6 protein-coding genes are annotated in these 12,705 nt (G+C 72.9%); 5 read left to right on the plus strand and 1 reads right to left on the minus strand.

The features are described from left to right. The first annotated feature begins 553 nt into the window (after positions 1-553). From ACQ0O7_RS42425 to ACQ0O7_RS42445, 5 genes are all read left to right on the plus strand, one after another. Positions 554-967: an HIT family protein gene (locus tag ACQ0O7_RS42425; RefSeq protein ID WP_430791586.1), complete on the plus strand. Its 414-nt coding sequence runs from the start codon at positions 554-556 to the stop codon at positions 965-967. A gap of 197 nt (positions 968-1,164) precedes the next feature. Further along, a complete protein-coding gene (locus ACQ0O7_RS42430) occupies positions 1,165-3,567 on the plus strand; it encodes a penicillin-binding protein (protein WP_430791587.1) in 2,403 nt (800 codons plus the stop codon). Between the two features lie 110 nt (positions 3,568-3,677). Further along, positions 3,678-6,692, plus strand: a complete 3,015-nt coding sequence (locus tag ACQ0O7_RS42435) for an FtsX-like permease family protein (protein ID WP_430791588.1) — start codon at positions 3,678-3,680, stop codon at positions 6,690-6,692. Continuing rightward, positions 6,689-9,769 carry an FtsX-like permease family protein gene (locus ACQ0O7_RS42440; protein ID WP_430791589.1) on the plus strand — a complete coding sequence of 1,027 codons (3,081 nt, stop codon included), beginning with the start codon at positions 6,689-6,691 and terminating at the stop codon, positions 9,767-9,769. Before ACQ0O7_RS42435 ends, ACQ0O7_RS42440 begins: the two co-directional genes overlap by 4 nt. Next, positions 9,766-10,419, plus strand: a complete 654-nt coding sequence (locus tag ACQ0O7_RS42445; RefSeq protein ID WP_430791590.1) for an ABC transporter ATP-binding protein — start codon at positions 9,766-9,768, stop codon at positions 10,417-10,419. Before ACQ0O7_RS42440 ends, ACQ0O7_RS42445 begins: the two co-directional genes overlap by 4 nt. A gap of 67 nt (positions 10,420-10,486) precedes the next feature. Here the strand turns inward: ACQ0O7_RS42445 and ACQ0O7_RS42450 are convergent, their stop codons facing one another. Beyond that, positions 10,487-12,673, minus strand: coding sequence for a S8 family serine peptidase (locus ACQ0O7_RS42450; RefSeq protein ID WP_430791591.1), 2,187 nt, complete (start codon positions 12,671-12,673; stop codon positions 10,487-10,489). Positions 12,674-12,705 lie beyond the last annotated feature (32 nt).

Raw genomic sequence — 12,705 nt, forward strand, 5'->3', positions numbered from 1 at the left:
GGGAGAACGTTCTGTCTTGTGGTGGGTGGGTTGCGATTGGTGGGTGGCGGGATGGCGCGGGGGTTTGGCGGTGCTTGGTTGAGTTGCTGGGGAGAACGTTCTGTCTTGTGGATGGCTGTCTAGTGGGCGGGTCGGCCAGGGCCGGGCGGGACCGGACCGGGTCGGCCGGTGTGGATCTGGTCGGGATGGGCGGGCGGGGTGGATCTGGTTGGGATGGGTGGACCGGTCGGCCGCAGTCGGGTGGGGTGGTTCTGGTTGGGATGGGTGGAGTGGTCGGCCGGGGTCGGGTGGGGTGGAGTTGGTCGGGATGGGTGGCGGGGGTCGGGATGGGTGGAGTGGTCGCCGGGTCGGGAGGGTGGGGCGGGGGCGCTCAGGATGGGAGGGGTTGGGCCCGCGTGTGGGATCGGCTGCGCCGCCGGGAGACTGGGGAGAACGTTCTTTCTGGCTCCCGCGGCCGGAGAGCCCGCCCACCTCGGGTCCCGTGACGCCCGTGGGGTGTCGCCCGCTCGGGGGAAGCGTGGCGGACTACGCCTGATGGTGATCGAATCAGGGGATGTCCACCATCTTCACGAAGATCATCAACGGCGAGTTGCCCGGCCGGATCGTCTACTCCGACGACCGGGTGGCTGCTTTTCTCACCATTCAGCCGCTTACCGCTGGGCACACCCTTGTCGTCCCCCGGGCCGAAGTGGACGAGTGGACCGACCTCGAACCGGCCCTCGCCGGGCACGTGCTGTCGGTGGCGCACACCATCGGCGGGGCGCTCAAGCGGGCCTACCGGGCGCCCCGCGTGGGCCTGGTGATCGCCGGATTCGAGGTGCCGCACGCGCACGTGCACGTCTTCACCGCCGAGGCGATGTCCGATTTCGACTTCGCCAGGGCCGGCGCGATGTCCGACGAGGAGCTGGACACCCACCAGCAGCGCGTCATCGCGGCGCTGGCGAACCAGGGGCAGGACCAGGACTAGGACGCCGACTGGACGGCGGTACGGGTGCGGCGATCCGGGCGGCGAGATGGCCCGCGCCGTACCCGTTGGCGAAGTGCGCGATGGCCCGTACCTGATCAGGGGTCTGGATCGCCTCCGGGTGCGGTCGTGGTCGAGGTGCCGGCCGCGTACGCGGAGATGCGGGCGAATGCGTGCGCGCGTCGCCTACCCTGCCCGGGGTGACCCCCTGGTATCGCCGACGCGATCACAACATCTTCACCAATTCCACCTCCTTACTGGTCTGTGGCCTGCTGGCCGGTGTCGTGGTGGCGGCTGCCGCGTTTCCGGCCGCGGCCATGACCGGTCTGGCCGCGAAGGCGGGCGGTGAGACGTTCGCGAGTCTGCCCAGTGAGCTGAAGGAGTTCAGTTCGCCGCAGATCACGCGGGCTTACGCCTCCGACGGCAAGACCCAGATCGCGGTGTTCTACGACGAGTTCCGCAGTGACGTACCGCTGAAGGAGATCTCGCCGCACATGCAGGCGGCGATCCTGGCCGCCGAGGACCGCAAGTTCCGGCAGCACAACGGCGTCGATGTCCCGGGCGCCGTCCGGGCCATGATCAGCAACAGTCAGGGTGGCAGCCAGCAGGGTGCCTCCACGCTGACGATGCAGTACGTGCGGGCGTCGCTGGCCTATTCGGCCACCAATCCGCAGGATGTCATCGCGGCCACCGAGAACACCGGCAAACGCAAGATCAACGAGATGAAGTACGCGCTACAGGTCGAGAAGCAGCTCACCAAGGATCAGATCCTGGAGCGCTACCTCAACATCGCGCCGTACGGCAACCAGACCTACGGTGTCTTCGCCGCCAGTCAGGTCTACTTCAAGAAGAAGCCGAAGGACCTGACCGTCGGTGAGGCCGCGATGCTGGCCGGCATGGTGAAGGCGCCGAGCAACTTCAACCCGACGGTGCCGAGTGGTCTGAAACTGATCACCGATCGCCGTAACGACTACATCATCCCGGCCATGCTGGAGATGGGTGCGATCACCGCGGAGCAGGCGGAGAAGGGGAAGAAGGAGAAGATCCCCACGAAGGTCAAGCAGTCCGGCCGGGGCTGCGCCTGGGTGGCCAAGAACCACTGGGGTTTCTTCTGTGACTACTTCACCCGCTGGTGGAACGATCAGGACGCGTTCGGTGCGACGACGTACGACCGGGAACGGCGGTTGAAGTCCGGCGGCTACCGGATCGTCACCACGCTGGACGTCAAGGGTCAGGCCGCCGCGCGTAAGCAGGTCGCCGACCGGCAGTCCGACAACAGCCAGAACGCCCTGCTGCTGGCCGGTGTCGAGCCCAGCACCGGCAAGGTGCGGCTGCTCGCCACCAACCGCAAGTACAAGCTGGACGACAGCGAGAACCCGAAGAACAAGATGTCCTCGGATCCGAAGAAGCGGGCGAAGAAGGTCCGGGGCACCCACCCGTACACCACGAACCCGCTGATGACCGGCGGCGGCGACATCACCGGCTACCAGGCCGGCTCGGTGTTCAAGATCTTCCCGATCATCGCCGCGCTGGAGGCCGGTTATCCCCTCGCCTATCCGATCGCCGCGCAGAAGCGGTACAAATCCGGGTATCCGGTCGGCCCCGGCCCGGCGTCCTGCGGTGGTTTCTACTGCCCGAAGAACTCCGGCGGTGGTGGTGAGGGCCTTTACAACATGTGGTCCGCCTTCGCGAAGTCGATCAACACGTATTTCATCCCGCTGCAGGAACGGGTCGGCTCGGACAAGGTCATCGAGGTGGCCAAGCGTTTCGGCGTCCAGTTCCGGGACCCGACCGAGGCCAAGATGACCACCAAGCAGGGCGGCTCCGAGATGTTCGGAGCGTTCTCCCTGGGTGTCACGGCGTCCACCCCGATGGACATGGCGAACGCCTACGCCACCCTGGCCGGTGACGGCAAGTACTGCGTGCCCACCCCGATCGAGCAGATCAAGACCGCCGACGGCAAGAAGATCGACGTCGGCAGGCCGTACTGCATCCAGGCCACCACCAAGGACGTGGCCCGTGCCGCCCTCGACGCGGCCCGCTGCCCGGTCGGCGACTCGGCTCAGCTCGGTTCCTGCAACGGGGCGACCGCACCCGAGGCCCGGGGCGCCGTCGGCCATCCGGTCTTCGGCAAGTCCGGGACCACCGACGCGTCGAAGACCGCCTCACTGATCGTCGGCACCACCAAGATCGTCGTCGCCGGCTACATGGCCAACCCGGACTATCCGGACCACAAGGACCAGATGGACCACGACATCATCAACCCCGCGGTGTGGGAGACGGTCGCCGACTTCATGGACGGCAAACCCAAGGTCCAGTTCAAGAAACCACGCAGTTCCAAGATTGCGTACGGCGAACAGCGCTCGATCCCGGACGTGACCTGCGACTCGGTCTCCGCGGCCACCAACCGCCTGGAGAACGCCGGCTTCACGGTCTCGACCGGCGCGCAGGTCCCCTCCAGCTGCCCGGAAGGGACCGTCGCCGGCACCAACCCGGCCGGCCGTACCGTCAAGAACGGTGTGGTGGGCCTGGAGATCAGCAACGGCCCGGACAAGAAGGACGGCCCCGGCCCCGGCGGCGGCACCCCGCCAGGACGCGACTAGCGAAGTGTGGCGAGTGGTGGCTCGGATCGAGTCACCACTCGTCACCCGGGCGCCCCCCACGCGTCGTGGCCATCGCGTAGCCTGCCCGTTGATCGGGGGAGGGGTGGAGTTTGTTCGCGCTCGTTGTCGATGCGGTGCGGGCGCGAACCGCGCAAGTACTGACGATCTTCGTGTTGACCGCCCTGGCCGCCGCGGTCGCCGCCGCCGGCCCGTGGTATTCCTACGCGTCCGCGACCCGCGCCGCCGAGGCACAGTTGAGCGTCGCCCCGGCGGCCCAGCGCAACGTCTCGATCCAGACCGAGACCACCACCCAGAACGACGCGGCCGGCGCGCTCGCCCGGTTCGCCGACGTCACCGCCGGTGAGCTGTCCCGCTCCCTGGACCAGCCGGTGCTCGGGATCCGGCTGCCGCTGACCGTCACCCGGGCCGGCGGCGACGCCACCATCGCGGTCGCCTACCGGGACGACCTCTGCCGGCACGTACGCCTCGACGGGCCCTGTCCGTCCGCACCCCTGCAGATCGCGGTCAGCGACGCCACCGCCCAGAACCTGGGGCTGGACACCGGCGACAAGCTGACCCTGCTGGACGCGTTGAGCACCCCGTTCCAGTTCACTGTCGTCGCCCGGTATTCGATGCGCGACCCGTCCGACCCGTACTGGAGCAATCCGCTGTTCCGGGCCGAGGCCCCCGGACTGGACCCGCTGTTCACACCGGTCGAGACGTTCGGCACCGCCCGGTTCCCGGACCCGACTCTCACGTACGACGTCCAGGTCCCGCCGGAGCTGGTCCGCGGCGACGGCGCGCAGCGCCTCGGTGTCGCGCTGGCCGCCGCCGAGGACCGGCTGAGCCAGAACCGGCTGCGGATGACCACCGGCGTCGACACGGTGCTGGAACGCATCGCCGGGGACCGGGACACGGTGCGCCGCGGTGTTCTGACCGCGAGCCTGCAGACGCTGATCCTCACCTGGTTCGCGATCGGGATCGCCGGGCGCTGCACCGGACGGGACCGGCGTACCGACCTGGCGCTGCTCAAACTGCGCGGCCTGAGCCGGCGCGACATCCTGCGGCTGGCCTGGGGGCAACATCTGGTGCCGCTGCTGTCCGGGGTGCTGGCCGGTGCGCCCGCCGGGCTACTGCTCGCCGCCGGCCTGGCCGGGCCGGTGCACCCGAGTGATCAGGGTGCCGCGCTGGCGCTCGTCGGAGCCGCCGTCGCCGCGGTACTGCTGGGCAGCCTGCTCGTGCTGGTCATCGGTGAGGCGCTGGCGCTGCGGCAGCCGGTCGCGGTGCTGTTGCGGCGCTCGGCGACGGGCCGCGCCGACTGGCGTACCACCCTGATCGACACGGTCCTCGCCGCCGTCGCCGCCGCCGCGGTCTACCAGGCCCGGTCCGGCGGGCCGGAGGACGGTCTCAAGTCCGCCGCGCCCGCGCTCGCCGCGCTGGCGGTGGCACTGCTGGCCGTGCGGCTGCTGGTCCGCGTCGCCGACCGGGCCGGCAGCGCGGCGTTGCGCAACGGACGGCTCCGGCTCGGCCTGACCGCCGTGCAGGTCTCCCGGCAGCGCGGCGCCGACCGGGTGTTCGCCCTGATCGTGGTGGCCGTCGCGAGTTTCGCCACGGCGGCCGGCGGGCTGGCCGCCGACCGTACCGTCCGGGCCGATCGCAGCACCGCCGAGCTGGGCGCCGCCCGGGTGCTGAAGGTGGAGGCGCCGAACCGTACGGCGCTGCTCGCGGCGGTCCGGCGGGCTGACCCGGGCGGCCGGGAGGCGATGGCGGTGGTGGCCGACACCACGACCCTGCCGCCGGTGCTGGCGGTGGACACCACGCGGCTCACCGCGGTCGCCGGGTGGCGCCCCGAGTTCGGGCCGGCCGGCCTGCTCCCGGACGCGACGGCGGCCGGCGCGGTGAGGCCGCTGCCGCTGGTCACCGGTGACCGGCTGACCCTCCGGACGCTGCGCGAGGGCACCGTCCCGGTCACCGCCGAACTGCTGCTCCAGCACGAGGGCACCGGCCTGCCGGTGTCCGCCGACTTCGGTGTCCTGGGCGAGGGGGAGGACACGGTCTCGGCATCGGCGCCCGGCTGCGCCGTCGCGCCCGGCTGTCGCCTGGTCCGCTGGGGGCTGACCGCGCCGGGCTTCTCGAGCAGGCTGAGCCCGCTCCCGCCGGACACCGCGGTGACGTTGCGGAGCCTGCGGCAGGACAGCCCGGCGGCGGAGGTGCTGGATCCCGCCCGGTTCGGCGACATCGGCTGGTGGCGGCCCGCCGTCGGGGCCGTCGCCATCGACCTCGCCGCGACCGGCGACGGGCTGCGGCTCTCCACCGACCGCAACGAGCTGGCGAAACAGGTGAGCGGCACCGAGGTCTGGGCGTCCGACACCTCGGTGCCCGTGCCGGTGGTGCTGGCCGGCGAGGCACCGGCCGAGTGGCGGCTCACCGACCCGGTGCTGACCTCGTTCGGCCGGGTCCCGGCACGGGTCGCCGGCACCGTGCGGGCCCTGCCCGCGCTGGGCACCACCGGGATCCTCGTCGACCTGGACGCCACCCGCCGTGTCGCGGGGGAGAGCGAGCCGCCCGGCGAGTTCCAGGTCTGGCTCTCCGCCGGCGCCCGGCCGGGCTTGGTGGCCGACCTGACCGCGGCCGGGCTCACCGTGCTCACCGACGACACCGCCGCGGACCGAGCCGGCGTCCTCGGCGACCAGGGTCCGGCGGCCGTCGCCCGGTTCGGGTTGCTGGCCGGTGTGGCGGCACTGCTGCTCGCCGCGGCCACCACCGCCGTCGCGGTCGCCGTCGACCGGCCCGTGCTGCGCGGGCAGCTCGAGGCGCTGCGCCTGCAGGGACTGCCCGCCCCGGTCGCGGTCACCACCGGCTATGCGGGTACGGCCGCCCTCGTACTGGCCGGTCTGTCGGTCGGGGTGTTCGCCGCCTCGCTGGTCGGGCCGCTCACCCGGATCGCCGTGCCACCGTTCACCGACGGCTGGGCGGTGCTGCCGCCGCCGCCCACGCTCAGCGGCGCTGTGCTCGCCATGTCCGCGCTGGCCGCCCTGGCCGTGCTCGGGGTGACCGGGTGGCTGTCGGTGCTGCCCCTCCTGCGCGGCCTGCGTACGCCCGGCTCGAAGGAGGACCGCCGATGATCCAGCTGGTCTTCGTCATGCTCTGGCACCGCCGCGGGCAGGCCGTCACCCTGGCACTGCTCGGCCTGCTGGCGGTCACCTCCGCGGTCGCCGCCCCGGCCTATCTGATCGCGGTCGACCGGGCGGTCGCCGCCGGGCAGATCGCCACCGCCGCGCCGAACGAACTCGGCCTGGTGGCGAGCGCGGTACAGGACGAGCGCGTGATCACCGACGACGGCACCCTGGAGCCGGGCCAGGACCCGAACCAGGCGGTGCAGGGCGGGTTGCAGTTCGGCGACGTGGCCACGGCACTTGTCGCACTGCCCGGCTTCACCTACGTCTACTCGGCGGAGTACTCGGTCATCGGCATCGACTCGAATCCGGCCAACGCCGGGCGCTTCGTCTACCGCCAGGACGTCTGTGCCCACCTGCGGATCCTCACCGGCCGCTGCCTGGCCGCCGAGGGTGATGTGCTGATCGGGGAGCACACCGCGCAGCGGCTGGAACTCCAGGCGGGCGACTCGGTCGAGTTACGGGCGGCGGTACCGAGCCCCGATCCGCGGCGCAAGGTCTGGCTTCCGGACGGCAAGCCGCGGCGCCTGCTGATCGCCGGCACCTACCGGCCGGCCGAACCGGGTGCCGGATACTGGGGTGCCCGCGGCTACTTCACCGCGACCCCGGAGACCGGACCGGGCGAACCGATCTTCACCGCCGCGGTGACGCAGCAGACGATGGACCACGGCCGGATCACCCTGGCCATGGACGGCCGGGCCGGCCCGGCCGCGCTGCACCCCGACCGGCTCGGCCAGCTCCGGGCCGACCTGCGGAAACTGGAGCAGACCACCGCCGACGTCGGCCTCGCGGTGCAGATCGACACCGGCATGCCGGCCCTGCTGGACCGCATCGACGTCGGACAGTCGTCGACCCGTCTGCTCGTGCCGGTCCTGGCCGTGCCACTGATCCTGCTCGCCTGCTTCACCATCTCCCTCACCGTCGGCTACGGCCTCCAGGGCCGGCAGAACGAGCTGGCGGTCGTCGCGCTGCGCGGCTCGCGATGGTGGACGCGGTGGTGGCTGGCGTCCGGTGAGAGCCTCGTCGCGGTGCTGGCCGGTGCCCTGGTCGGCTGCCTGGCCGGGCAGCTGCTGGTGAACGCGGTCGCGACGATCGTCTTCCCGGACGGCGACATCCCCTCCGACTGGAGCTCACTGCGCTACGCCCCACTGGCCGCGGGGGTGGCACTGCTGTCGGTGCTGGTGGCCCAGCGCCGTCTCACCGGCTCGGTGGCCGGGCTGCTGCGCCGCAACCCCGCCACCGCCGACGGCCGGTGGGCGATCGTGGCGGACGCGCTCGCCGTGCTCCTGGCCGTCGTCGCCTCGGCTCAGCTCGTGCTCTCCCAGGGTTCACTGACCGGGGTGGGCCTGTTCGCACCCGCCCTCCTGATGCTCGCCCTGGGCCTGCTCGCCGCCCGCGTCCTGCTCCCGTTGATCAGCCGGTACGCGGTCCGCGCCCTGCACCGCGGCCGGCTCGGTGTCGCGCTGGCCGGTCTGCAGCTCGCCCGCCGGCCCGGCGCCGGCCGGCTCTTCGCACTGCTGGTGGCCACCGTGGCCGTCGCCGGGTACGCGACGAGCGCGGTGGACACCGCCGCCACCGGCCGTGCCGTCGAGGCGACCCTCGGCACCGGCGCGGACCGGGTCCTCACCGTGCAGACGGCGCAACCCCAGCAGCTGCTGGCCGCGGTGCGCCGGATCGACCCGGACGGTGACTTCGCCATGGCGGCCACCCGGCTGCCCCCGGGCGAATCCGCCACCGCCCGGCCCGGCCTGGCCGTGGACTCCACCCGGCTGGCGGCGGTCGCGGCGTGGCCGGGTGACGGGCCCGGCCCGGCCGAGGTCGCCGGCCGGCTACGCCCGGAGTTGCCGGCTCCACCGGAGTTCCCCGGCCCGGACATCGCCGTCGACGTGTCGGCGTCCGGCCTGCAGCCGGGTACGCGGGGCCTGCGGCTCCAGGTGTCGGTCTCGTCGCTGAACGGGACCGGTGACGCGGTGATCGAACTCGGCGAGCTGCAGAACCGGCCGGCCACGTACCGGCAGAGGATCGCGGTCTGTCAGGAGGGATGCCGGATCGACGGCATCGGGTTCGCCCGGACCGGCTCGTCACGGATCACCGCCGAGGTGGTGATCCAGGGTGTGCGCGCCACCGGTCCGGACCGGGAGGTGCTGCCGGTGGCCCGGCTGGCCGACCCGGACAGCTGGCGGGCCGGCCCGGAGGTGCGGCTGGCGCCGGCGCCGGACGGCCTGCGGCTCGACTTCGACGCATCGATCAGCGTCTCCCAGCTCATCTGGATCAAGCCGGCCAGCACCCCGGACCCGATCCCGGTCGTGGTGGCCGGTGGCCGCCTCGCCGAGGACGTCATCAGCGGCCTGGACGCCAAACCCATGCTGTTCACCGGCGCCGGGACCCTGCCGGTGGTGCCGCAGCTGGGCCGCCGGGCCGTCGTGGTCGACCTGGAGTACGCGGACCGGATCACCATGAACGCCGGCCTCGGCAACACGCCACAGATCTGGCTCAACGCGGCGGCACCGCCGGACATCCTGGACCGGGTGTCGGCCGAGGGCCTCACCGTCATCGCCGACGCCCGCACCGATCAGCTCCGCGAGCGCCTCGAACAGCAGGGGCCGGCCCTGGCGCTCTGGTTCCACGTACTGGCCGGTGCGCTGGCCGTCCTGCTGGGCGCTGGCGCCCTGGTGCTGGCGGCGGCGGTGGACCGGCGCCGCCGGGTCGAGGACCTGTCCGCGCTGCGCAACCAGGGGCTGCGGCCCGCGCCGGCCGGACAGGCGATGCTCTGGACGTACCCGGCGCTGGTCACCGTCGCCGTGGTGGTCGGGCTGCTGGTCGCGGCGGTCGCGTGGCTGGTCACCGGCTGGGCCCTGCCGCTGGCCGGCCCGTACCCGCCGGATCTTCCACTGCCCGGCCGGCCGCGGGTGACCGTGCTGCTCGCGGTGGGTGCGGCGGTCCTGCTGGTGCTGACGGCCGTGGCCGTCGCCACCGGCCGCGATCTGCGCCGCCGGGTGACGCTTGCGACAAGGGGAGTGCGATGAGAACACTGACGGTGGACGCGGCGGACCTGGCGTACGGGGACGCCGCCCCGGTGCTGCGCGGCGTGGCGGTCCAGGCCCGGCCCGGCGAGCTGCTGGCGGTGACCGGCACATCGGGTGCCGGCAAGTCGACGCTGTTGAGCGCGATGGCGGGGCTGCTGACGCCACGGTCGGGCGCGGTGTCGGTGGACGGTGTGCCACTGGCCGGCCGCGACCACGCGATGGGCCTGGGTGTGGTCCTGGTCCCGCAGGACAACGGCCTGGCGTCGATTCTGACGGCCGCCGAGAACGTGGCGGTGGCGGTGCTGGCGACCGGCGGGTCACCGGCGGACGCGCGCCGCTATTCGGCGGAGACGCTGGACGCGGTGGGGTTGTCCGCGCAGACGGATCAGCTGGTCGACGAACTGTCCGGCGGCCAGCAGCAGCGCACGGCGATCGCTCGCGGGCTGGCGTTGCGGGGCGGCGTGCTGCTGGCCGACGAGGTGACGAGCGAGCTGGACGCGGCGAACCGGCAGAAGGTGCTGGAGTTGCTGCGGGCCGAGGCGCAGCGGGGCGCCGTGGTGGTGCTGGCGACCCATGATCCGGAGGCTGCGGCATCGTGCGACCGGGAGTTGCACCTGGCGGACGGTGCGGCGTCCTGGGTTCGTGGTTGACGACCCCGGTTCATCCGGTGGTGGCCAGGTCGGCCAGGACCGCCGTGCACCTCCTGAAGCACCCGCCTCACCCGGGCTTCGCCTCGAGACCCAGCTTGCGAGCGGCGTGAACCGCCGCCGGAGCGTTCACCAGACCGGCGCCGGCCGCATCACATCCGGCCGCGGACCCGGTCACGGGCGTCGCTGTGGAGGTCAGCAGCGCCCGGGTTCGCGGCAGGTCGCCGATCAGCGCCGGGACCGCCGACCAGATCAGCGCCACCACCCCCGCGACATGCGGCGTTGCCATCGACGTACCGGACATCTCGCCGTACCCGCCGCCCGGTAGTGCCGACCGGACGCGGGCGCCCGGCGCGACCAGGTCCGGTTTGGTGCCCGGCCCCCGGCTGGAGAACGCCGCCACCGCACCCGCCCGGTCGGTCGCGCCGACGGTGACCACGTCCGGGTACGGCCCCGGCGGCAGATCGACCGTCGCGCAGCCGGGCCCACTGTTGCCGGCCGAGGCGACCACGAATGTCCCGGCGACCGCGAACGCGGCGGTGGCCGGGGCGAACGTCGCCAGGTCACAGCCTTCGACCACCGGGCAGTTCCACGAGTTGGTCAGCACCTGCGGACCACGGCCGGGCCGCCCGTCCGCGATCGGATCACCGCCGGCCGGGAACGGCGCCATCATGAACTGCAGGCAGTCCAGATAGCGGGCCGGGCTGCTCAGATTGCGGTCCATGTTCACGCACCCGACCCATCGGGCGTCCGGCGCCACCCCGATGCCCTCGCCACCGACCGCCGAACCGAGTGTGTGGGTGCCGTGGCCGCCGTGATCGACCGGGGCCCGGGTGCCGTTCCACGGATCCAGCCAGGAGTCGTCGCCGCCCCGGAAGTTCGCCGACAGCGCCGGATGGGTGCCGTCCACCCCGCTGTCCGAGGCGCCGACGACCACACCGGCACCGCGGACCCCCAGCCCGGACCAGACCCGGTCGGCCCCGATCGCGGTGATGTTCCAGCCGTCGCCGGGCGCCGGGTCGACCAGCCCGTCGCCGGTCTCGCGGGGCAGCGGCAGGGGCCGCAGGTGCGGGCTGAGCAGCACCCGGCCGACATCGGCTCGCCGTTCCAGCCAGGGCCGCAGCCACGGGCCGGCGTCCACCTCCAGCGCGTTGACCAGGTAGTACCGGCTGTAGCCGATCCCGAGGCGGTCCAGATCGCGGCGCAGCCCGGCCTGGGTGCGCTCGGCCTGCGCCACCAGCCGATCATGCACCTCACCGGTCCGCGCGGCCCGTCCGGACGGCCCGATCCGTGACGTGTCGATATCGGACAGGTCGGCCTGGTCGGCGAGGATCACGAACAGCCGGTCGCCGTGGAACCCCGGCTGCCCGGCGCCGGCGTGCACCACCGTGCCGAGCAACAGCAGCACCGCCGCGTACCGTGGCCCGGGAAGCCCGAAACGGAAGACCACACCGGCCAGCACCGCGATCGCGGCTGCCCCCACCCCGGCGATCGTGGTCCAGATCGGCACGTCCCGGCCGGTCAGCATCACGGTCACCTCCTCCGGCCCGACGAACGCCAGCGGCCCGAGCACGCCCGCCCCGGCCAGCACCCCGACCGCCACCCGCCCACGCGTCCGGGCGGCCACGAACCCGGCCGGCCCCAACGCCAACACCGCCAGGCCCGCCCCCGGCTGACCCACGCCGGCGGCGATCAGAATCAGACCAACACCCAGAACCAACCCATTGCTTGGGTACGCCGGGGCGAGCACCGCCGCGGCCAGCCACCCGACCGCGCCCGCCGCGCCCACCGCCAGCACCGTCTCGACCGGCCCACCGAGCGCGCCCACCCACAGCCAGGGCAGCAGCAGCCCCGTCCCGGCGACGATCGCGGCGGCGACGGTCCGGTTCCCGGCTCGGGCCGGCCGGCGGGTCCGCGCGACGAGCGCGCCCAGAACAGCCAGCCCGGCGAGCACCGACAGGTAGAGCTCATGCTCGGCGACCGGCACGAACCGCGCCGTGCCGAGCACCAGGCCGCCCGCAGCGGCCCACACCCAGACACGGGCCACCGGGTCCCGCGCCCAGACCGCCAGCAGCACGGACGGCATCGCGGCCAGGACCGCGCCGAGCACCCCGTACGCGACCGCGGTCAAGCCGCCGGGCTGCTCCCCGGCGGTCTTGATCGTGTCCTGCCCGGCCTGCCACGCCAGCCACTGCGCCACGACACTGACCGCGACCGCCCACACCCCGGCCCCGGCCACCCGCCACGACTTCATCATCCCTCTTCTTTCGCACCGCCATCGCACGTCCA

Origin of the sequence: Actinoplanes sp. G11-F43 (genome assembly GCF_050589265.1) — a bacterium.
Classification (GTDB): Bacteria; Actinomycetota; Actinomycetes; order Mycobacteriales; family Micromonosporaceae; genus Actinoplanes.